This window comes from Paenibacillus favisporus (genome assembly GCF_040545415.1).
GTDB classification, from domain to species: Bacteria; Bacillota; Bacilli; order Paenibacillales; family Paenibacillaceae; genus Paenibacillus_AQ; species Paenibacillus_AQ favisporus.
Window position 1 is genome coordinate 79,463 of record NZ_JBEPLV010000005.1, and the last position, 22,285, is coordinate 101,747.

Genomic DNA, 22,285 nt, shown 5'->3' on the forward strand with positions numbered 1-22,285 from the left:
GGGTGCCTTTCGACTTCGCCTTATAGATGTTACGGAGAACCGTATCATAAGTGACGGCGAAACATTCATGTTGAAAGGAGAATATAGATGACGGTAAAGTTTAGCTTGAGTTATACAGATGGAGATTTCATCGACAACATAGAAGTTCCAATTTATAAAGTGTATCGCAAGGATACCTCTTTTCAACTGTATCATTTAAATCGCAACCCTGCCCGTAATGAACACAAAGAATTGTTCGTTATCGATGAATCGGGGATAAAACCGGAGAGCATGTTTAAAAGTGTCACAGAATTTTGTGAAAAAATTATCCACTATTTATTGGATAGGAAAAATGAGTCGTTATTTTTATTTGGGGAGTACTATGATGCAGAGAAAGATAAGATGGTGGACATTGATGATATTGAGATTTCCTGTTTAATAGGCGGGGCAGCCGTCTTACAAGAAGAAGAGAATCAGTAATGTAGGATCTACAGAGGTAGTTACTGAGGAATATGAATCAATGGTTTAAAGGAAAAAAATAAAAATTTAAAAATATCGTAATCAGCTCTTGCGTAGCCTGAATTTCAAATCTCTATCTTTGTCTCCAAAAACTCAAGATACTTTGGGTCGTCTTCCATAAAAATCTCAATGCCGGCGCCCATGTAAGCCCGGGTTAACTCGTCAGCGGCCTTTTCAAAGTTTTCCTGTTCATAATATAACTGTCCCAGCCGAAGATGAATATACGGATTACCCAACCCCTTCGGACACTGCACGGCGTTAAAAAAGCACTTGAAGGCCTTATCGTAATTCTTTACACGATAGTGGACATCTCCAATAGCTACATAGATCCAGGTGGCGGCCTCCCATTCTTGATGATTTTCAGGCAATAAACGGAGGGCGGCAATATAATTTTGCTTGGCGGCATCAAGATCGCCTGTCTTCACGAAGTCATCGCCTTGTTTACATAGAGCCCTAATTGCGGAATAAGTGGAATTTGAGAGCTGCAAAGCGATCGCTCCTGTTCTGTTCGAATGGATTAAGGAATTTTAGCCAATGATCGTTTGTTGGCTTTCATCAAAAATGATGGCGTCTGGTATTGCCGGTAAATAGCCTATCGCCCCAATGATACGATCCGTAAATTCTTCTTCATGATCAGGCTGGAATACGAAGCGAATGCGCTTGGCACATAGTCTTTGACTTCAGGTAGATAATCACATATGAAAAGTCTACCAAATTTTTAAGCCTGATCATAGTTTGAAAGCACATTCCGGTTTATCAGCCCGGAATTAGTTGAATCCGCAAGAGTCAAATTTGGCGCGCAAAACCGTTTAGATACATGGATCCGTTCTGATCATGAGAATTATAGTTTTGCAAATAACATAGAGTGGAAGGACCATGATACGTTGGAGTTTGACGGTTCTCTAGCCTATCAGGATACGGAAATGATCAAGAATGTTACGGTAGCCTATGAATTCAGTAAAAAGGATCTTAAAGTAACCGAGCTTAACCAAGCTAAAAATCCATAAGAGCCTCGTAGCGGATGCGCGGCAGCAGCGCACCTTTCAGCGTGACCACCATACCACCCATAAAAAAGGCCCCATATTGGGCAAGGGGGCCTTTGACTTGTCTATTCACATTCCTGCATTTTTGGAACCCAACACGCCTACTTTAGTATTAAAAGTTCTCTATTACAATTTTTCCAATGGTCCGCCCGGTTTCCAGCTTCTCGTGTGCTAAACGCAGGTTTGCTGCATTGATGGGCTCTAGTCGTTCAGTTAGTGTAGTTTTTATTTTTCCATCATCGATTAAGTCCGCCAGTTTATTCAGCAATTCGTGTTGTTTGATCATGTCTTTGGTATAAAACATGGACCGTGTAAACATGAACTCCCATACAAAGGTTACACTTTTAGGAAACAGCAAGTCCATTTTGAAGCTCCCTGCCCAAGTTTCCTTGTTAATAGGAACGATAGAGCAAATTTTACCTTGAGGGACAATGACTTCTGTCATATTTTCAAGATGTTGGGCTGTATCATTCAAGCAAAAAATATAATCTACGGTGTCAATACCAACTTCTTTAAGCTGGGGTTGAAAAGGGTTGTTGTGGTTTATGATAAAGTCCGCACCTAAACTTCTGACCCATTGAACTGACTCTGGACGAGAAGCCGTACCGATGACAGTCAAACCTGCTAATTTGGCAAGTTGAATGGCGATCGATCCTACTCCTCCCGCTGCACCGATAATGAGTATGCTTTTGTTTTCATTTGCGTCTAAGCTAATTCCCAATCGATCAAATAGGCCCTCCCATGCAGTTATCGAGGTAAGTGGTAATGCAGCGGCCGCAGCGAAATCCAAACTTTTTGGCATAGTTCCCACAATTCGTTCATCAACCAAGTGAAATTCACTGTTACTTCCTGGTCGAGACACACTACCCGCATAAAAGACCTTGTCCCCAGGCTGAAACAGTTGGCAGTCAGGGCCAACTTGTTCTACGATTCCGGCGGCATCCCAACCAAGAATTTTCGGCGATTCGGTTTCGTAGTTATGTTTTTGACGAACGCCTACGTCTGCTGGATTGACAGAGAGTGCTTTTACATGTACAAGCAAATCGCGGCTGGTAGGTTTCGGCTTATCCAACTGAAGATCAATCAGGCTTTCTGGATTGGATATGGGAAGGTATCGGTAAGCACCGACTGCTTTCATCTTTTGGTGAGTATTCATGGGGATCCATCCTCTCAAATAGGAAATGTTGTACAGTTGCATTGTAAAGCAATTCAATTACTTTTAGTAAGTACGCAGATTTTTATGGTATAGTATGAAAAATCAAACCATTGGGGGATAAGCTGATGGGAGACCGAAGAAATAAATATGGATTGAATCCGGATATGCAAGCATGTCCGGTTGAAACAACGCTGGATGTTATTGGTGGAAAGTGGAAGGGGATCATTCTCTATCAGCTCTTGGAAGGCACGAAAAGATTCAATGAATTCAGGCGCCTTAATCCGGGAATCACGCAGTTCATGCTCACATTGCAATTAAGAGAGCTTGAACGCGATGGCATCATTCATCGCGAAATATTTAAAGAGGTTCCGCCTAGAGTGGAATACTCCCTTACTGATTTCGGAAGGACTCTGGAACCGGTTATAACGTCTATGAAAGCATGGGGGGAGTCTTATAAAGAGAGGCTTAATGAAAATCGAGCGATGCAAGGGGACGAGTAAGTCGTGAGCGCAGAACTGTGCCATAAGTAACGGCGGAAAATTTGAATGTTGCAAGTCCTTCCTAAGTATTACCGCAAGTTAGCAAATCATTTATTATCTAAATAAGCTGAGAGAAGATTCCCTTCTGTCAGCTTATTTTTTTAGCGGTTTGAGAAAAGTGTGTACTTTGATACATGAGGTTCCTGCTGTTCCTTCCCTACCAATCTCCCAAATTTTCTACATAGATTTGATATATTCTATGACTTCCATGATTTGATTTATGTTAAAATATCTCCGGATCAGAAATTGGAGAGGGGTTTTATAACTCATGTCATGGAAAAAAGTTCTGGGTAAAAGCACCATTCGTGTGGCGACTACTGCTCTATTACTTTCCCAATTGTTTGGCGCAGTAGGTTCTGTCTCTGCTGCAGGCAACGATGTCGAAGTACACTTGATTGGAATCAATGACCTGCACGGTCAGTTGGACACCACATCGATAGTTAGTGACAAAAAGGTCGGAACAGCTCCAATTCTAGCAACATATTTAAAAGAAGCTCAAGCCAAATATGAAAACTCCCTGCTCTTCCATAATGGAGACTCTGTTGGTGCATCCGCCCCCGTCTCATCTCTGGATCGTGATGAGCCTACGATGGAATGGATGAATATGATGGGCTTTGATGTAGGTTCTTTGGGCAATCATGAATTCGACCAAGGTATCGCTGCATTAAAAGCACAAATCTTTGGGGGTCTGGATCCAAAAGAAGGCAAGGTAACCCATGCTGGCGCCAAATTTGATTATGTAAATGCAAACGTCATTGAAACTTCCACAGGCAAACCATTGATTAAGCCCTATGTGGTTAAAGAAGTGGGCGGAGTCAAAATCGGATTTATCGGATTAGTGACGAAAGCGACACCTTCTAAAGTATCCCCAGCGGGTACAGCAGGCGTGCGTTTCTTAAGCGCAGAAGAAGAGGTTGCAGCCGTTAATAAATATGCAAAAGAATTGCAAGATCAAGGGGTAGAAACGATCATCGTCCTGGCACATGATCCAGCAACAACCAAAGAAGGTGTAACCACTGGAGAAGCGGCTGATTTGGCCAAAGCTTTGCCTGCCGATTCCCCTGTTGATGTTATCGTTGCAGGTGACAATCATGCTTTAGCTAACGGTGAAGTGAATGGAAAATTGATCGTTCAGGCTTATTCTTATGGTACGGCATTTGAAGATATTAAGCTGATGATTGACCCTACGACTGGAGACGTAGCCGAAAAATCAGCCACAGTTACAACAACTTTTCAAGACGGTGTCAAAGAAGACCCTGAATCTTTAGCTATTATTAAAAAATCATTAGACAAGCACCCTGAGCTAACGAAGCCGGTAGGTACGACAGATGGTTCTGTCACTCGTACAGATGCTTATAATAACGAAGCGCCTCTTGGAAACCTCATTGCAGATGCAATGCGTCAAGCAGACTTTGGTGATAAAGCAGGCGCTGCTGACTTTGCATTTATGAATCCAGGTGGAATTCGTGCGGATCTGCCGCAAGGCGATGTAACCTTTGCTGATCTTGCTAAAGTACAACCTTTTGGCAACACTTTAGTGAAACTGGAGCTGACGGGTGCACAAATTCAAACCTTGCTGCAGCAGCAATGGGGTACAAACGCGGACGGTACACCAAACACCAAAACACTACAAATCTCTGGCTTGAAGTATACGGCAGATTTCAACAAGCCCGTTGCTGAACGTGTGACTAGTCTCACTCTTGAAGATGGTACACCGATTGATCCTGGAAAAACATATACGGCTGTAGTTAACAACTTTATGGCAGCAGGTGGAGATAACTATAAAGTGCTGGTGGATGCTAAATCATCCTTAGCCGGTCCGATCGATCTGGATGTATTCTATCAGTACATTGTAGATAAATTTAAAGGTGGCGCTATTCAGGCTAAAACAGAAGGACGCATTACCAACCTGGGTGCATCTACAGAACAACCGGAAACACCTGTAAACACAGATGTCATTTCTCGTGCTGAATTTGTGAGTGCTCTAGTAGATATGTTGAAACTAAACCAAGTAGCTGCAGCACCTGCATTCAAGGATGTTGCTGCTGACGCTGCCTATGCAGATGCCATCGCTGAAGCTGCTCATGCCGGTTTCATCCAAGGCTACGGTGGTAACTTCAATCCGGATCGTGATATCACTCGTGAAGAAGCGGCTACCATTCTTGCTAAATTGTTGAACAATCCAGTTTCTGATAAAAACGCTGCTACGATTATTGCAGGTTTTGAAGATGGCAAAACCGTTTCTGCCTACGCAGTTAAATCTATGGCCACTCTGATTGATAAAGGTATTCTAAGTGCAACGGATAAAAAATTGCTTCAACCTAAACAAGGTCTTTCCAATAGCGATGCAAAAGCGTTAATTCAAAAGGCTGTTGCAGCAAAAGCTTCATAATGTAGAAGTGATTCAAACCTTGTATTAAGACAGAAAAACACATCCCTTTGGTGAAAAGGTATCTTTTAGTGATAAACCTCAATTAGTCCCTCAATTGATGGAGAGGTTTATCTAGAAGAATGCTATTTCCCAATTGAGGATGTGTTTTTTCATGCTTATATGACTAACACCTTATCTATACTCAATATTCAGTAATTATTCAGTAGGAATGAGTATAATCATCGCAAGTCGACTATATTCTCCAAAATTAGACAGAACTAAATGGGCTGGTCATACACCTGAGGAGATTTCGTGATGATAGATCACAGCGAAACTCAGATAACAGGAAGAGAAGAGAGCACAACTAAATGTGTTACCAACTAGGCCTATCAGCATCTGTGGAGGAGAGGAAAGGAGGGAACCCTGCAAGACTTAGATGATGCAAAGAGCTGCTGGGATTGAGCAAATATAAAAGTCTATTCGGTTGAGCGATATTGAACCGATGATCCTACAGTCGCAAAAATTTCAGTAGTTTCGGGAATGGAGGACAAAAGTGTCTTGAAACGAAAACGCAGTATAGGTAAAGCAATACTCTCTTTCTGCTTGGCAATTATGCTTGTCTTGCAGACGGTGGCGTTCTCTGCCGCCGCATATGCGGAGAGTGCGCCAGACAATTCGGGGGCGGAAGTAGTTGGTGAATCTGGCTCGCCGAGCACGGACGAACCGTCGTCGGGATCAGATGTGGAGATCGTGCCAAACGATTCCGAAACGGAAGTAGTCGACTCACCGGACGCGACTGAACCGCCGGTAACTGAAGCGGTGTATGGTGCCCCGGAGGGCGTCATGCCGTTAGCGGCAGGGCCGACGGATAAGACGAGTTTATTCATGGGTAAAAACGCCCCTTTCCCGCTGACGGTTACCCAAGGGGGGCCTTCGATAAAGCCAGTAAACGCCCCGGATTACGACGAGAATGTCGACAAAATCAACGGCAGACAGACATTCACCCTTACATCGGAGAGTCTCCGTGTGCCGATGCGGAGCGATAGTGACTCGAATCAAAGCGATCCAGAAACTTACATCCAGAAGGGCGACTTCATTGAGTTGAAGCAAGAGGATTATTTTCAGGGTGTAACCTTGACGAATGCCACAAAAGATTTGAACGTCACCCTGTTTGGGCAAGACTACAAGCTGGGCACCGCCATTTTCACCGGGACCAGCATTAAGGTCGTTTTTGACGGCGAGGATAGCTTGTTCCTCCAGGGGACCGATGTTTCCTTCCGCTTTGACACCACCGCGAAGGCTGATGTGGAGGGCATGGACTACGGCACGACCAAGCCCATCACCATTTTCGGAAGCGCCTATACGCTGGAAAACCCGAAAGTTACAGCAAAATACAGCATTAACTTGCGCTCCAACAGTAACACAGACAGTTTTGACAATACACAGCAACGAGGCAGGGTCGAGATATCTAACGCCGATTTCCAAGCGGGCAAAATTAAATGGCAAGCGGTTGTCACCGCCACTGACATGGACGATGTCAACATTAAGCAGCCGCTGGACGGAACGATATTTTCTAATAATCTGACTAATGTAGGTAATTATGTGACAGGTTCCTTCGAGGTAAAGGATGCCGCTAACAATGTGGTGGAAGGAGCAACGCCGATCTATAACGGGGGCGAGTTGACCTACACCTTCCCTGACAATATCGGCGATACGGCAACCATCGTCTTCGAAACATGGATTCCTAAGGAAAAATACTACAAGCAGTATCGTTATAATGATACTAGCTGGGACTTAACCAATACACAGCAAGTAAGTAATGGTAAGGGAACAAGTGCAGTAAAATTACTGGAATCGGACAATACGGAGCTGACAACAAGTAATCCGTGGACGGTTGCGCTCAAGCCTGTCTGGATTCAGAAGGACGGCGTGCAGAACTACAAGGACAACACGATCACATGGACCATTACAGTTAACTATAACGGCAAATACAACAGGACACCTCTGCAAGACTTGGTAATATCAGATGTCATCCCTGCCGGGCTCACCTTCAAATCGGCAACATATCAGAAATTTGAAGCAAATGTATGGTCGGATATACATACGATTACGGCGAGGCCTGCAGATGATGTCTATTCCTTCGGAAATGTGAACGGCCCGGTGAGGCTGGTCATTGTCACTGACATTACCGGCACGCAAACAAGCTTTACTAACAAGGCTACCGCCAAGTGGAATCTGGATCAGACCGACGGCAACGGGCAAAACAACGACATCGGAGTAATGGATCAGGCAACGGTCACCAAAGCGAGCAACAGCCTGAGCAAGACGGCCAACGGCGGTGATTTGACATCAGGTACGTTAGGATGGAAGGTGAGCTTCAAGCCACTTGATGCGATGCCGGACGGCAACATCTATGACCTGCTCGTGTACGGAGATGGAAGCGACATTGACTGGAGTAACGTAACGGTCAGCCCGTCTATCGATCCGGCACTCTTGACAGCAATTCGAACCAAAAATTCGGCAAATCCAAGATACTGGCAGCGGTATAAGCCGGATTCTTTTGCCTCCGCCGATGGGTTAACCGAAAAAGTCTACACCATTTCCCAAAATGGCAAGGCAGTCGCCGACATTCTGTCCGTCACTGGTTTTACAACCGGAGAGAAGGTATATACGTATACCTTTAACACCTTCTTGACGAACTGGAAGCATTTTGCACACAATTTCGGGAATAATTTTTACAATCAGGTATCTCTGTTCGACGGTGGAACTTATGCAATGGGCGTAAGTTCGAACAATAACGCTTTCAACAGCGGTATGCTGGCTAAGGGGATGCTCTTTGCATCAAAACCGGTGAACCCGGCAACCGGCGTGGAAGATAATGTTGCGCCAAATCAGGTCAACAGTTTTATCTACTCCGGAAATGAGAAGGACTATTGGACAAGAGCGGCCTATGACCGGGCGACCAACACGGTAACTTTCCGGTTAGCGGTCAACGCCAACGGAATCAATACCGAGGAAATGGCCAAGCACGGCGGCACGCATGTCGCACAAAATATAAAAGTCATCGACAACCTCCCCGAGGGCTGGGAGTTTAAGCCTTATTCCGAGGGGAAAGCATTTGAGATTTACAATGGAGTAAGGGCCGATTATGGCTTAAGTGTCAACGCTGCGACGCCTATTGCCGACTCTGGTAATCTGCTAAGCTTTTCGGCTACAGGCAATGTGGGGACGTTTAGCTTTACGAAGCTGGAACAGCCATACGTGATCCTGGTAAAGGCGGGGCCAACGGCGGCAACCCTCAAGCAATATGCGGAAGTCGGCCAGACAGAAACGACGGTATATAACAAGGCGGAACTGTCCATCAAATGGGGGGACGAGGATACCGTAGTCAACGTCGAGCGGGATAACAAGCCCATTCAGCGGAAAGTCATCGTTCCTTCGTCAAAATCCGTGAGCAAAACGGTAAGAAAGGCAGCCCCTGGCGTGCTGGAATGGACCGTGGAATATGCTACACCATTTACAGTGAAGGATACCGCCTACTTGCAGGATACGTTAGGCAAGGGACTCAAACTGCGCAACGACGAATTTGACCGGCTCTCTCTCCGTGCTCCCGATATGGCGGTCTATCCTGCCAAGCTAACGGCTAGCGGAGCTTTGGCCAAAGACGGTGAGGCTCTTGATCTGTACGCTCCTGATAGCGAGGTCAAGGTGATGGCGAACAAGGAGACAGACGGGACAACGACTCTGACCTTCAAGATGGCGAACCCGAACAAGCTGTATCTGTTCATCTACCAGACTGAAATCGACGGCACTGTACTCGGTGTCGGCGACACGGCGGGCAATAATGTTCAGATGATGGGCGACGATGCTGCCAAGGATGTCAGCAGTCATGCGGAATACACGGTAGAAAGTGCAGACATTAGTGGCGGTGCCGGATGGCAACCTATTCTGAAGCTGAAAAAGGTCGACCCGGACGGCAAGCCGCTGCAGGGCGTAGAGTTTACGCTGTACAACAAGGATGGTTCGGTAGCTCTTGACAAGAAGGGTAATCCGATCAAGGGAGTTACTGACAGCAAAGGCGAGCTGATTTTTAACGTCGAGGTAGGACTTTATGATCTGAAGGAAACCTGGATCGACGAGGCTACCTATCTACCAACCGAGCGAGTTTATAACGTGCGTGTGTCTAGTACGCCATTTAACCCTATCTGGGTGGACGGCGAACTGGTAGATAGCACTCATCCGCTGGTCGTGCCTACGCCGGCCCAAGGCAAGCTGACCATCACCAATAAGGTGGAAGGCAACGGAAGCGACCCGAACAAAGAGTTCGAGTACACCGTAACCTTCAACGGTGAGGGTAAGGGCGGAGAGTACTTTTATAAAAAGTCAGATAATACGACTGGCATGATCAAAAGCGATGACAAGATTACCCTTAAGCACGGGCAAACTATGACGCTGCCGGCATTGCCTGCTGGTCTGGTTTATACCGTTACCGAGGGCGATTATACGACCGTTGATGGTTACACGACTGAGCCGGAGTCGAGAGAATGGTCCGACACGATTGTGAATAAAGGCGATCACAAGGCCGACTTCATCAATGAACGGATCGTCAGCAAGCTGACCGTGAGCAATACGGTCATAGGCAACGGCGGCGACAAGACGAAGGCGTTCGAGTACACCGTTAGCTTTGAGGGTGCAGGCAAGGGCGGAAGCTACTCTTACAAGAAGTCGGATGGCGGCACAGGTACGATCAAGTCCGGCGAATCCTTCACACTCAAGGATGGAGAGTCGCTGGAAATTGTGGGTCTGCCTAAAGATCTAAAATACACAGTTACTCAGAAGGACTATGCAACCGATGATTACGTCACTACTCCTGAGGAACAAAACTATACGGGAGTCATGCAAGGTACTGATAAAGAGGCCCCGTTCACAAACGTGCGAGTCATAAAGGGCGACCTGCTCATCAGCAACACGGTTAAAGGCAAAGACGACGACAAGAAAAAATTGTTCAAGTACACGATCACCTTCACAGGAACGGGATCGGACGAATCCTACGCCTATGAGAAGCCTGACGGCACTACAGGCATGATTAAGAGTGGAGACACCTTCGATCTTACGGATGGTCAGACGCTCGTTGTGCAAGGACTCCCGACGGGCCTTCAGTATACGGTGACCCAGGACGATTATTCGGAAGACGGCTATGTGACGGATCCTGAAGGGTTCGTTCGCACAGGGACCATTCCGGAGAAAACAGCGGCCAAAGCATACTTTGTAAATACCCGCCCATATCTGGAAGGCGTGCTGCGTGACAACAACACAGGCGAAGTCATTCCGAACGCGGAAATCATCGTAACAAACAAGAAGACCGATGAACAGCAAACGATTCGGACGAATGAGAAGGGTGAATATTCGATTCCGGCCGCAGCCGATACGGACTATACGATCACTTATACGAAGCTGTATCATGTAGGCGGGAAGGATGTCCCTGTCGAGTTCACGCAAAAAGCAAATGTGGACGGCAGTGTGATAGACGAGACCGTTCCGGCCGACATTACGGCGGTAGGGATCGTGCTGTTCAAGCAGCTGGATGGAACAAAAGAGCTATTCAACGATTCGTTTACCAGCCAGATGCATATTTATTTAAAGGACAAGGACGGCAATTATATTCAAGAGAACGGTCGTCCCAAGGCGTTTCCGATGGCTTCAAACGGCACTTTCTCCGTGGAAGGGTTAACCGAGCAGAAGTACACCATGGAAGTTCGCTATGAAGCTGAGGACGGTAAGGAATTGCTCTTCAAGGTGACGCAGCTGGACATGAAAGCAAACGGAGAGCTGAATATTTCCGAGGAATTGGTCGATCCTTACGGTACGGTTTATGATGAAACGACAGGAGACGCTATCACCGGCAAGAAAATTGATGGAGCCAAAGTTACTCTGTATTATGCGGATACGCAGCGGAATAGAGATAACGGGCACACTCCGGATACGAAAGTAACGCTTCCTCCGGTCCCGAATTTCCCGCCGCACAACAACGAGAGCCCCGAGCAGGATAGCGACGCAAATGGCTTCTATGCATACATGGTGTTTCCTGACGCGGATTACTATCTGATCGTAACGAAGGACGGATATGAGACGCATCGGAGCGATACGATTTCTGTCGATTATGACATTATCAAATACGATGTGCCAATGAAGCCGATCCGTTCCGGTGGCGGCTCCGACAACGGTAACAGTGGGGGCGGCGACAACGGCAACGGGGGAACCGGTAACGGCAACAACGGAACCGGTAACGGCGGAACCGATAACGGTAACAATGGAACCGACAACGGCAACAACGGAACCGGTAACGGCAACAGTGGAACCGACAACGGCAACGGCGGAACCAACAACGGTAACAATGGAACCGACAACGGCAACAACGGAACCGGCAACGGCAACGGCGGAACCGATAACGGTAACAATGGAACCGACAACGGTAACAACGGAACCGACAACGGTAACAACGGAACCGGCAACGATAACAGCGGAACCGACAACGGTAACAACGGAACCGGCAACGATAACAGCGGAACCGACAACGGTAACAACGGAACCGACAACGGTAACAGCGGAACCGGCAACGGCAACAACGGAACCGATAACGGTAACAGTGGAACCGACAATGGCAACAACGGAACCGGCAACGTCGGCAACGAACTGGACGATGCTCCGAAAACCGGAGACAACAGCGTATCGCCTATCCTTTATATGGCTTTAGCGCTGATTTCCTTGATGACGATCGGGCTCTGCTTAATCGGTAACAAGAAGAAAAAGCACATTCAGTGATCGGAAAGGCGGTAAGAAAATGAGCAAAACTAAAAAGATTCTTATCGCCGTTTCCCTACTTGTGTTGGTATTTTCTCTCTTCAGTATTGCGAGGACTCTCCTTCAGGATTATGCTGAACAGCAGAAAATCAAAGAGCTGACAAAAGTTAGGGAGGATGGGTCTGGCAAAGGCGGAGGGGATGCAATCCCCTCCCTTTTGTCCAATAAGGCGGGTAAGCCGGTCATGCTTCCCGAATTTCGAGAGCTTTACGAGAGGAATCCGGATATCGTCGGCTGGCTGCAGATTGACGGCACCCGAATTGAGTACCCGGTCATGCAGAATCCCCAGGATGCGGAGTACTATCTCAATCATGATTTCGATAAGAAGGAAAACAAAGGCGGCCTCCCCTTTTTGGATGCGCATAGTCGGGCCAATGGTTCGGGCATTTTGCTGATTCATGGACATCACATGAAAAGCGGCTGGATGTTTAAAGATTTAATGAAATACAAGAACGAAAACTTTTATAAAGAGCACGCTACGTTCCAGTTCAGCACGCTTTATGAAAAGGAAAAGTACGAAATTGTAGCCGTCACTTTGTCGCAAGTTTATCGCAAATCGGACGACGTTTTTAAATACTACCAGATTGAAAATGTAAGTACGCCCGCCGAGTTCGATTCGTATGTACAGAACATCAAGAAACTCGCTCTTTATGACACGGGCGTCACAGCCCGATATGGCGACAAGCTTGTTGTACTGTCCACTTGCGAGTACTCAACCGAAAACGGCCGGCTAGCGGTGGTTGCCCGAAAGATTAATTGACGATGTAGAAATACGGAGTCAAGCTGTTTGATATCGCGTTCTTCCTTTGGAGGACGCGATTTTTTGGATTCGGAGCTGGTTGTGCCAGCCCCTCTTTCATTTCTTTTTCTCCAACTCCGCCTTTAATCTTGCATTCTCTTCCAAAAGCTTTTGAACGTCCGGGATATCCTTACCGGAAACCCAGCCATGTAAATCGTCTCTTGCTGCATAGCCCGGCAATTGATCACGAAGTACCATTTTAATGTGCCGTACATCCTCAACATAATAGATGGGGACTTGTTCCATGACCGTTTGCTTAAACGCTTGAAACTCCTGATAGTATTCAATCGCTGTAAAGTCGTATGGCTTTTGTCTTAATGCTTCATCTGTAACAACAAAAGCAAATCTGGTTTTGCCCGCTTCTCCGGCATACTCATACTCCCAATGCGTATAGCTTTTGGATTCATCAGGAAGCGTCAAACCATAGAATCCTCCCAGAATCAGGATATATACATCGGACTCGTCAATCCATCTCTTCCTAATGTTCATTGGGCTTTCCTTGAAAAATTGCTCGATTCCAGCAGGGATATGACCGGCTTGAAGTACGGCTTCCACAGCGGTATGTCTTTCCTCGATTAGATCATAGTAAGTAGACGATATGTAAATTTGTAGTTTTTTTCTCATAAGCCCACCTAAATTGTAGAATTCGTAAAAATATAGAATGAAATAAAGGAATGAACGAAATAGGCCGTATTGGGCCGGTATAACAGGAGGTTCAGGGTAAAACTATATTTCAATCCATTTAGAATCTACCACCCTCTCACATTATTTGTCAAAATTTGCAGGGGGTCTTATGCGGCAAGCTTGCCGCTTCGGGAACATTGGAACAACCCTACGAACCAGTATTAAACGTATATTAAACTTGAGGTCACCTAAAAATTATCCTAAGGAGGTTAGGGATTGGTGGCCGTACTCGCTGCTCTATTCGGCTTGTTATTCGTTAACAAGTCATCGGTTCGCCGCGAAAAAGCAGAGTTTTAACGTGGGGTTCGCAGTACCAAGCCCGTATCCACGCAACAAAAGAGCATCCTTAAGGATGCTCAATTAGTGTACGGTGAAGCGTATCAATTTTTTGGACCCGGCAGGGATCATTGATGGTTATCCCATGGAATTTTGCCTGCGCAGCTTAAGCGCATGAGTCCCAACAATGCAGACCCAGCCAAGATAGGACACAATGAGGATACGCCCGTACAAACCTGCAAGCACGCCTGGACCAAACTGGCCGTCGTGAGGGATCTGAAGGATGAAAAGCACCATGATGATGAACGTAATGCCGGCAGTAACAAACAGACGTACTCGAATGGTCCTCCAAGCTTCATTGCGTGCTAAGGCAAAGCTGATCAGGAGAGCGGCCACTGGCGTGTAGTCTAGCGTGGCTCCAATAGAATGCATTTTACCGCTGAACGTTGCATCATCCTGACTTACCGATAAAGGGTCTGTCACGAAAATGGCAGCGATCATGGTACCGATGGCGCTTATCCCTAGAATAACGAGTCCTATGTATCCTGCAATATTGCGGGCCTGTGAGTGGATCACGATTCCGGCGCTGATTAAGCTCACTGCTAATAGCCCAAAAGCAAGATGCATTAACCAACCGAAATTGCCTAATGCGTATTCGCTGATAAATCGCCAAGTCGGGTCGAATTCCGGCTCTAGCAAATGGAGGCTTCCTAGAATGATTACGAAAATCACTCCGGTACTGATGGACAATCGTGCAGCCGACGCAGAAATTGGTTTTGTATTCAAAACCGGTTTAATCACTTTGTAGATTTCCCCCTTTACGCTTGTTCCAATGCCTTAGCGATGATCACTTCAGCCAGTACATTCGGAGCCATCACAACAGCGGAATGATCCTGGCCTATCAGCGTGAAGGTTTCAGCAGCTGGCAGAATTCCAGCAAGCTCTTTGGCCGCGTCGTGAAACAAGGGTTCGCTATTCTCACCTGTAATGATTATAGCCGGAATGCTGACGTTCCAGCGATTGACTGGTAGCGGCTTGCCGGATTGGGTATCACCCATAATCATTCCATCGTAAGCGAGAGTGTGAGCCAAGGCCTCCATCGAATTCCAAGAAGGATCGGCTTTCATGTAACTTATATATTCCTCAGGAATACCAAGTGCTTCTAACATGTAATAGGCAACTGCATCGCTTCTTCTATCGGCTTCAATCAAACTGTTCAAGTGCTCGACGTATTCTGCGGGAACCGGCTTGCGGCTATCGTTAATAATAAAAGGCGGTTCATACAGGTACAGCCTCGCGACTTGCTCTCCTAAGCGGCTGGCTGCCTCAAGAGCCAAAACGGCGCCGGAAGAGCTTCCAAAAAGACATGCGTTGCCCCCGGCCGTTTGAATTAATGCCTCGATATCTTCTACCTCACGCTTAACGGAATACGGATGGGTATCGGAGCTTTGACCACGGCCTCGTCGGTCATAGTTGTAAACGGTGAAATGGTTGGCCAGCTGGTCGGCAAGCTGAGCAGCATCGTGATGGTCAGCAGCTGCAGAGGCAACGAGGATAATGGCAGGGCCGTTACCTTGCCTTTCATAAGCGATTTTTGTGCCATCTTTTGAAATGACAGTTTCCATGGTTAAGTTTCCTCCTCTTAACGATTCTGAATAGAGCTCAAGTCGGTCAAAGGCATCCGCGAAGCCCTCAATCATGCCCATGGCTTCGGCATTTTCCAGTTCTTCGACCGTAGCAAAACGTGTCACAATGCTAAGCTTTGTTCCTTTTGCCACCTCTTCGAATAAGACGGTCGTACTCATCTCGCTGTTCTCTACGATATTCCAGTCTTTATCGGTGAAAGTATCCATGTAAACGAGTCTGGAAGGCTCACTAACTTCCTGATAAACAGCATGACAAAATGCTTCTTCCCCGCTATTATCATCTGCTCTGAGACTATATCGCCAAACACCGCCGGGTTTTACATCCATCTCATACACGGTGGCAGTCCATCGTTTAGGTCCCCACCAACGGGCGATGTGCTCCGGTTTTGTCCATCCTTCCCAAGCAAGACCCGGTGGAATGGCTACTATGCGCTCAACAGTTAATTCGCGGCGTTCATGATCCCGGTGAATTTTTGTTTTCCTTCTCATATTCCCACCCACCTCATTCGTAAGTTTCAAAGAAGCCAAACGAAGGTACCGAACTTCAGTTATAAGTCCTCCTTTTTTTTGTAGTCGAGCATATATTCCTCGAAATTGTCCAGACGCTCCTCCCACAGGATGCTAAAGGAGTCAAACCATTCATCCAGATCCTGGAACGGTGCAGCCTCAAGGCTATATATTCGCTGTTGTGCTTTGTTACGGGATCGCACCAACCCGGCTTCGCTTAAAATACGCAGATGGCGAGACACTTGCGGCTGCCCAATGTTAAGGGCTTCAACGATTTGGCTCACCGACAGCGGCCCCTTTTTGAGCAGTTCAACAATATTGAACCGGTTAGGCTCCGCTAGTGTAAATAACGTCATTTGGAGAGTTGATGTGTTCATGTCTTATATATACACTAAAGTGTATATACGTGTCAACGTATATTTGTGATGCTAGTTGTGGAGCGGATTAATCTCATTTTTAGTTTTTATGGCTGCTGTGGATGAGCGAAACAGGTGTATCATGCTGATTGACGGGCCTGCAATTCCTGGCTGTAAACCGATAGACACGTTAAGCAAAAATCGCATCACAAATGACCCCAGCTTTTTAAATAAATATTTTTCTTGTAATGTAGAAATTGAAGCAGCCCACACGACATTATAGTGCAACCCAATTCCAATACGGTTTTACAGGGAGGAGTTTTTGTATGAGTTACACCTTAATGTTTTACGAGAGCCAGGAGGATTTTGCGGCTAGAATGGATCCAGCCCGGCAACAAGAATACCTGGCAGGCTGGACGCATTACGTGCATGCTTTACGACAGTCTGGAATCGTGGTGTTTGGTTCGGGGCTTCATGCTCCGGAGACAGCTGCAACGATGAAACGGCGCGGCGGTGAAATGGCGGTTCAGGACGGACCGTTTCCCGAGACGAAAGAGCAGCTCGGCGGAATATTCGTGATTGATGTTCCGGATCTGGATACTGCATTAGAGTGGGCTGCTCGAGGGCCAGTCGATACGGTGGAGGTCAGACAAAACCTTCCCGCGCTGAAGTAATCATCTCTATGGAAGCTCATCAAGTGATTGAACAAACAGCTCGTAACGCTTACGGCCGATTACTCTCCTATTTAGCTGTAAATTGGCATGATCTGCAGGCGGTTGAGGATGCGATCGGGGACGCTTTTCTCGCTGCGTTAGAAACTTGGCCGAAGATCGGCATTCCGGATAAGCCTGAGGCATGGCTGGTTACCGCCGCCCGTAGGCGGCTTATCGACCGTGCACGCCGTACCCGCGTTTCCGAAAGTGCGCTGCCGACACTCATTGCCATGTCAGAGGATACACAACGGCTCGCATCGTCAAACACTGGTTTTCCGGACGAACGACTGCGGATGATGTTTCTTTGTACTCATCCGGCCATTGACCCTGCGATGCGTACACCGCTTATGCTGCAGACGGTGCTTGGAATCGATGCAGCCCGGATTGCATCTGCATTCATCGTCAAGCCCTCCACCATGAGCCAGCGTCTGACGCGGGTAAAGGCCAAAATTCGTACCGAACGCATCACATTTGAATTGCCCGATGCTGAAGAAATCCCGAATCGTCTCGATTCTGTCCTGGAGGCTATTTACGCTGCTTACGGGAGCGGGTGGGACGAAGCAGCCAGTGCCGATTCGCCTCACAGGAGATTGGCAGAGGAATCGATCTATCTAGGAAAGCTGCTTCTCCAGTTCAACCCCCGCGAACCGGAGGTGAATGGCCTGTTGGCGCTCATGCTGCACTGTGAAGCGCGAGTCGGGGCTCGGCATGATGAAGAGGGGAACTATATTCCCCTCTCGCAGCAGGACTGTGCCCGATGGGAGCAAGGCATGACCTTGGAGGCGGAGCGTTATCTGCATATCGCCTCACATGCCGGTGAAATCGGACGCTTTCAACTCATGGCCGCGATCCAATCCGTGCATGCACAGCGTTTATGGACTGGGCAAACAGAGTGGGAGGCGATTGCTCAGTTATATGAGGGCCTCATTCGTATATCTCCTACCCTAGGCGCATTAGTCGGCCGAGCCGCCGCGGTGGCGGAGGCTTATGGATCGGAACGCGGCATTGCGCTTCTAGAAGCCATTCCAACTGCAGATGTGGTAAGCTATCAGCCCTATTGGGCACTTGCCGGTCATTTATACAAACGGATGCAGCGGAAGGAAGATGCCCACTTGGCTTATAGCCGTGCCATTGGGCTAAGCACAGATATATCGATTCGGCAATTTCTAAATCGCCAAGATGCTGAGATATAAATTACACACCGGGATAAAATAAACTTCCCGAGGAAGAAAGGGGCTGGCGTGCCAGCCCCTTTCTCATTTTTGCCGATAGATCCGTTTAAGCTGAACCGTACCATAAGTAACGGTAAATGTTTTATAGCATGCTTGATTTACATGGAATTTGTCAGCCTTTGGACAACTTGTCCTTCTTCCGTATCCGTGGGAGGACTTTGCAGGAGGGAGATGTGCTTAATTAAGTGCACTTTTAGTGTATTTCGAAGCTGGTCACTGGATATCCTAGGCATGGGTTCCCAATAGACCATAAAAGGAATGAGTTTTGTGAAGACAGATCAATCACAATTAACGGCAGCGGAGATGGGAAAACTTTGGGCAACGTATGTTGGAAATACGATGGGAAAATGCGTGCTTAGTTACTATCTCCAGCATGTGAACGATAAAGAAATTAAAGGAATTTTACAATTTGCCCTGGGGTTATGTGAAGATTATATACAGGATATCGAAGCCATTTTTAAAAAAGCGGACTTTCCCATACCCGTCGGGTTTACGAAGGACGACGTAAATCTGGAAGCACCCCGGCTGTATGAAGATGACTTTTATCTTCATTACTTACAGTATCTGGGCAAAGCCGGAATGAGTATTTATAGCGTGGCTATTCCTTTAGTAACGAGGAAGGATATCCGGGATTTTTTTGTCAAGACCCTTCATGATACGAGCCAATTAATGGTTCAGGTCAATGATGTTTTGCTTTCCAAAAATGCATCAATAAATCCACCTGTCATTCCTCCTCCCGAAGGAGTTGATTTTATTACCAAACAGAGTTTTCTAAATGTATTTTTTGGAAACGGGAGACCGCTGCAAGGCTTGGAAATTGCCCATTTATACGGGAACATGAACAACGACATCACAAGTAAAGCGATTATTACTGGCTTTGTCCAGGTGGCAAAGAGTGAAAAAGTCAGACAATATTTAGACCGTGGAAAGAATCTTAACGAAAAACATATTGATCTGATGTCGGATAAATTGTCCAAAGACGGTTTGCCGTCTCCTTCACTCATTGATCATTTGGTCAGACCATCAACGGAGTCCCCTTTCTCAGACAAACTGATGGTTTATCATAAAATCGATATGTTTGCCATGAAGATCAGGGAATACGCCAATGGTGCCTCACTAAGTGCAAGAAAAGATGTAGCCGCTTTATTTGCAAAATGCCAGTTGGAAGTATCGTTATATGTAGAAGATGGTGCCAATATTATGATTGACCATGGCTGGCTGGAGCAACCTCCAGAAGCTGTAGACCGAGATGGGTTACAAGCGGGACATTAAAAGCTTGATCTAGAAGCTGTTTTGGGTACAATAGTTGAATCGAGTGAGCTATAGGTATAGGAAGGGCCATCCTTTACAGGATGGCCTTTTGACTTGCGGTTACAAACAGTCCGGTGATCCGTATCCCAGGTACGGCGAAAATGAACGCTAATGGAGTACTCACTGATAGATAACCTCTTTTAAAATCTCTTCCGTTGTGCGAATCCGTCCCATCCTCGGGAAAATGACGTCCCGTACATGCTCATGCTCAGCCTTCGTGAACCCGGTCATGGCGTCAATCGCGAAAATGATATCATATCCGTGCTGAAATGCCTCTCTGGCGGTTGTATCCACACCGATCCCTGAGGCTATGCCGCAGATGACGATCGTATCAATGTTCCGGCGGCGTAACTGGAGATCAAGGTCTGTTCCATGGAAGGCCCCCCATTGCTTTTTAGAGATGATATGATCCGTTTCAGTTACGCCGAGTTCGGGAACAAATTCGTCCCAGCCCTCAACCAGATTTAGTTTGGGAGGTGCGGCATCCAGCTTAGGGCTAAGCATATCTTTGAAGTCCTTACTGGACACATGCACAAGTGCTACAAAAGCCCCATGGCTACGGAAAAGCTGGGTCAGCTTGGCTGCATTGGCAATGACCATTTCGGCGGAATAAGGGGCATACTGCGGACCTATCCATTTTTGGAGATCGATGACGACCAGAGCTGTTCTGTTCCAATCGATGAACGGTTCTCTTTGCCCGCTATGCGTATGATTGTCATGAAGTTGATTCATAGGAAATCCTCCGCTAATCTTGTAATGTAATGATGACGGAATCAGTATATATTAGGCCGTGGTGATTAACGAGAGAGTGGATTATCCTAGGAGTGATTCTCCTAGAATACATAGATTTTATGAAGATATGTGAAGGATTTTGACGCAAAGTGCTGAATATTTAAACGGGATGTTTGTTTCTACCAGTCTATGTAAACAATATTTAGAAGACTAACAAAATTGTCAGTCACCTTGTGAAATATAGATTTCTGGAAATTTAGAGAAAACGAGGGATGGAAATGTCGTATATCGTTGATTTTCAAAATGTATCTACGGTTGGTTTGGAATCTTCACCTGTCGCCGAAGCGCTTGCAGGGTTGCGCGCAAATGAAGCCCGTTACTTTATGAACAAGTACAAGCATGAATTTACGGTTGTGCCCGCCAGCGAAAGCCAGGAGACCCTGGACTATGTGAACCGGATTTTGAAGGAAGAACGGGATATTGAGTTTGCGGCCAAACCTTTGGAAACATCGCGTTTTCAAGTGGAAAATATCCAAATTGCCTACGTTTTTTATGAGGATGGTCTCGCACTCAATGTCATGTATACCGTGGATGACCCGAAGAAACGGGCCGTCGGTTTCAAGCTTTCGGAAGGGATGGAGGTACCGCAAGAGCTGGAAGGGAAGTTTAAGTTTGCGAGGCAGAAGTCCAAGCTGGCCGGAACGATTCGGGGCTCGTTTTTTGTCATTAAAGGGGAATATTAAGCTATGTGACAGGCGGGGCAGACCATGCTCTCCTGTCCTTTATCTTTTAAAGAACGCCAGCCTATGTTCCTCTGCTCTCGCGATCCTACTCCTCGACAGCAATGCCGGCAGCTTTCAAATGGCCATAGGTCACGATGTTACTGAACTGGGAAGATACCTCAGCCGCGGACAGGGGCCGGTCGTTTTTGATCCACCAAATCACGATCCCCATGAAAGCCGATACAAGGTATTCAAGCAGCAATTCTTTAGATACCGCTAACGGCGAACCCCCCTGCGCAGGATTCCACCCCTCATCCAGTTTGCCTTTGATGATCGCCTCCATTTTTGCTCGAAACGGATAGATTCTGCTCTCCTCCACCAACATGGCATAGTACAAAGTAATACTCCCCGAAATGTGTTCCAGAACGGCTTGCATGACAGTCTCCAGTCTGGACAGACGGAAAGGGTTCATATGGAATGGGCAAAGCACGACGGTCTGCTGCAATTCGCTTAACAGCTCATCCATGCATGTATCTAATAAATCCGGCTTGTTCTGGTAGTGAAGATAAAACGTGTTTCGATTGATCATCGCCCGGTCGGCAATATCCTGGATCGTGATCGCTTCGTATCCTTTTTCCTGAATCAGCTCATAAAATGCCTTTCGGATCGATTGTTTCGTGCGCACAATTCTTAGATCGGTCTTCTTTTTGTTCATGGATTCGCTCTCCTGCAAAAAATTTAAGACGTTAAGCGACAAATCTGTGCGAAATGCCTCTTATCCTGCAAAACTCAAAATATTGAATATTGAGGGTGCTATGGTTCCTTATTATAATGAACAC

General features: G+C 46.7%; 17 protein-coding genes. 9 read left to right on the forward strand and 8 right to left on the reverse strand.

The genetic code is table 11. The annotated features are described in order from the left end of the window. Positions 1-87 precede the first annotated feature (87 nt). Positions 88-459, forward strand: a complete 372-nt coding sequence (locus ABID47_RS21745; RefSeq protein WP_354499808.1) for a hypothetical protein — start codon at positions 88-90, stop codon at positions 457-459. A gap of 104 nt (positions 460-563) precedes the next feature. Here the strand turns inward: ABID47_RS21745 and ABID47_RS21750 are convergent, their stop codons facing one another. After that, the gene (locus ABID47_RS21750; protein WP_354499810.1) at positions 564-986 is read right to left on the reverse strand and encodes a tetratricopeptide repeat protein; all 423 of its coding nucleotides are present in this window, start codon (positions 984-986) and stop codon (positions 564-566) included. 667 nt (positions 987-1,653) lie between these two features. After that, the gene (locus tag ABID47_RS21755; protein WP_354499812.1) at positions 1,654-2,697 is read right to left on the reverse strand and encodes a zinc-binding alcohol dehydrogenase family protein; all 1,044 of its coding nucleotides are present in this window, start codon (positions 2,695-2,697) and stop codon (positions 1,654-1,656) included. Between the two features lie 125 nt (positions 2,698-2,822). Between ABID47_RS21755 and ABID47_RS21760 the strand changes: the two genes are divergently transcribed. The 4 genes from ABID47_RS21760 to ABID47_RS21775 all read left to right on the forward strand — a co-directional run bounded on the left by ABID47_RS21760 (position 2,823) and on the right by ABID47_RS21775 (position 13,228). After that, positions 2,823-3,197, forward strand: coding sequence for a winged helix-turn-helix transcriptional regulator (locus tag ABID47_RS21760; protein ID WP_354499814.1), 375 nt, complete (start codon positions 2,823-2,825; stop codon positions 3,195-3,197). A 307-nt stretch (positions 3,198-3,504) separates the two neighbouring features. Beyond that, positions 3,505-5,628 carry a bifunctional metallophosphatase/5'-nucleotidase gene (locus tag ABID47_RS21765; protein ID WP_354499816.1) on the forward strand — a complete coding sequence of 708 codons (2,124 nt, stop codon included), beginning with the start codon at positions 3,505-3,507 and terminating at the stop codon, positions 5,626-5,628. Positions 5,629-6,165: 537 nt separating this feature from the next. Continuing rightward, positions 6,166-12,429, forward strand: coding sequence for a DUF7601 domain-containing protein (locus ABID47_RS21770; RefSeq protein ID WP_354499818.1), 6,264 nt, complete (start codon positions 6,166-6,168; stop codon positions 12,427-12,429). 19 nt (positions 12,430-12,448) lie between these two features. Next, a complete protein-coding gene (locus ABID47_RS21775) occupies positions 12,449-13,228 on the forward strand; it encodes a class B sortase (RefSeq protein WP_354499820.1) in 780 nt (259 codons plus the stop codon). A 96-nt stretch (positions 13,229-13,324) separates the two neighbouring features. Here ABID47_RS21775 and ABID47_RS21780 read toward each other — a convergent pair whose 3' ends face one another. The 4 genes from ABID47_RS21780 to ABID47_RS21795 all read right to left on the reverse strand — a co-directional run bounded on the left by ABID47_RS21780 (position 13,325) and on the right by ABID47_RS21795 (position 16,757). Then, positions 13,325-13,891 carry a DUF4062 domain-containing protein gene (locus ABID47_RS21780; RefSeq protein ID WP_354499822.1) on the reverse strand — a complete coding sequence of 189 codons (567 nt, stop codon included), beginning with the start codon at positions 13,889-13,891 and terminating at the stop codon, positions 13,325-13,327. A 474-nt stretch (positions 13,892-14,365) separates the two neighbouring features. Beyond that, positions 14,366-15,028 carry a DUF998 domain-containing protein gene (locus tag ABID47_RS21785; RefSeq protein ID WP_354499824.1) on the reverse strand — a complete coding sequence of 221 codons (663 nt, stop codon included), beginning with the start codon at positions 15,026-15,028 and terminating at the stop codon, positions 14,366-14,368. 17 nt (positions 15,029-15,045) lie between these two features. Then, the gene (locus ABID47_RS21790; protein WP_354499826.1) at positions 15,046-16,362 is read right to left on the reverse strand and encodes an alpha/beta fold hydrolase; all 1,317 of its coding nucleotides are present in this window, start codon (positions 16,360-16,362) and stop codon (positions 15,046-15,048) included. Between the two features lie 59 nt (positions 16,363-16,421). Continuing rightward, on the reverse strand, positions 16,422-16,757 hold the full coding sequence (locus ABID47_RS21795) for an ArsR/SmtB family transcription factor (RefSeq protein WP_116233229.1): 336 nt from the start codon (positions 16,755-16,757) through the stop codon (positions 16,422-16,424). A gap of 305 nt (positions 16,758-17,062) precedes the next feature. Between ABID47_RS21795 and ABID47_RS21800 the strand changes: the two genes are divergently transcribed. The 3 genes from ABID47_RS21800 (at position 17,063) to ABID47_RS21810 (ending at position 19,953) form a co-directional block, all read left to right on the forward strand. Next, positions 17,063-17,410 (forward strand): YciI family protein, encoded by a 348-nt coding sequence (locus tag ABID47_RS21800; protein ID WP_105445395.1) that lies wholly within the window; start codon positions 17,063-17,065, stop codon positions 17,408-17,410. A gap of 8 nt (positions 17,411-17,418) precedes the next feature. Continuing rightward, complete coding sequence (locus ABID47_RS21805; RefSeq protein WP_354499828.1) at positions 17,419-18,642, forward strand: RNA polymerase sigma factor; 1,224 nt, start codon at positions 17,419-17,421, stop codon at positions 18,640-18,642. Positions 18,643-18,939: 297 nt separating this feature from the next. Beyond that, entirely contained in the window at positions 18,940-19,953 is a 1,014-nt protein-coding gene (locus tag ABID47_RS21810) for a DUF3231 family protein (RefSeq protein ID WP_354499830.1), read from the forward strand. A 159-nt stretch (positions 19,954-20,112) separates the two neighbouring features. Here the strand turns inward: ABID47_RS21810 and ABID47_RS21815 are convergent, their stop codons facing one another. Next, on the reverse strand, positions 20,113-20,724 hold the full coding sequence (locus tag ABID47_RS21815; RefSeq protein ID WP_354499832.1) for an isochorismatase family protein: 612 nt from the start codon (positions 20,722-20,724) through the stop codon (positions 20,113-20,115). 278 nt (positions 20,725-21,002) lie between these two features. Between ABID47_RS21815 and ABID47_RS21820 the strand changes: the two genes are divergently transcribed. Continuing rightward, positions 21,003-21,467 (forward strand): phage tail protein, encoded by a 465-nt coding sequence (locus ABID47_RS21820; RefSeq protein ID WP_105445572.1) that lies wholly within the window; start codon positions 21,003-21,005, stop codon positions 21,465-21,467. Positions 21,468-21,552: 85 nt separating this feature from the next. On the opposite strand, the gene ABID47_RS21825 is transcribed toward ABID47_RS21820, so the two are convergent. Further along, a complete protein-coding gene (locus ABID47_RS21825; protein ID WP_354499835.1) occupies positions 21,553-22,161 on the reverse strand; it encodes a TetR/AcrR family transcriptional regulator in 609 nt (202 codons plus the stop codon). Positions 22,162-22,285 lie beyond the last annotated feature (124 nt).

What these genes read in the sequence shown, in the direction of transcription:
- ABID47_RS21760 (WP_354499814.1), top strand. Translation starts at nt 2,823, where the DNA reads ATGGGAGACCGAAGAAATAAATATGGATTGAATCCGGATATGCAAGCA.
- ABID47_RS21790 (WP_354499826.1), bottom strand. Translation starts at nt 16,362, where the DNA reads ATGAGAAGGAAAACAAAAATTCACCGGGATCATGAACGCCGCGAATTA.
- ABID47_RS21745 (WP_354499808.1), top strand. Translation starts at nt 88, where the DNA reads ATGACGGTAAAGTTTAGCTTGAGTTATACAGATGGAGATTTCATCGAC.
- ABID47_RS21755 (WP_354499812.1), bottom strand. Translation starts at nt 2,697, where the DNA reads ATGAATACTCACCAAAAGATGAAAGCAGTCGGTGCTTACCGATACCTT.
- ABID47_RS21815 (WP_354499832.1), bottom strand. Translation starts at nt 20,724, where the DNA reads ATGAATCAACTTCATGACAATCATACGCATAGCGGGCAAAGAGAACCG.
- ABID47_RS21780 (WP_354499822.1), bottom strand. Translation starts at nt 13,891, where the DNA reads ATGAGAAAAAAACTACAAATTTACATATCGTCTACTTACTATGATCTA.
- ABID47_RS21810 (WP_354499830.1), top strand. Translation starts at nt 18,940, where the DNA reads ATGAGTTTTGTGAAGACAGATCAATCACAATTAACGGCAGCGGAGATG.
- ABID47_RS21805 (WP_354499828.1), top strand. Translation starts at nt 17,419, where the DNA reads ATGGAAGCTCATCAAGTGATTGAACAAACAGCTCGTAACGCTTACGGC.
- ABID47_RS21765 (WP_354499816.1), top strand. Translation starts at nt 3,505, where the DNA reads ATGTCATGGAAAAAAGTTCTGGGTAAAAGCACCATTCGTGTGGCGACT.
- ABID47_RS21800 (WP_105445395.1), top strand. Translation starts at nt 17,063, where the DNA reads ATGAGTTACACCTTAATGTTTTACGAGAGCCAGGAGGATTTTGCGGCT.
- ABID47_RS21820 (WP_105445572.1), top strand. Translation starts at nt 21,003, where the DNA reads ATGTCGTATATCGTTGATTTTCAAAATGTATCTACGGTTGGTTTGGAA.
- ABID47_RS21795 (WP_116233229.1), bottom strand. Translation starts at nt 16,757, where the DNA reads ATGAACACATCAACTCTCCAAATGACGTTATTTACACTAGCGGAGCCT.
- ABID47_RS21825 (WP_354499835.1), bottom strand. Translation starts at nt 22,161, where the DNA reads ATGAACAAAAAGAAGACCGATCTAAGAATTGTGCGCACGAAACAATCG.
- ABID47_RS21775 (WP_354499820.1), top strand. Translation starts at nt 12,449, where the DNA reads ATGAGCAAAACTAAAAAGATTCTTATCGCCGTTTCCCTACTTGTGTTG.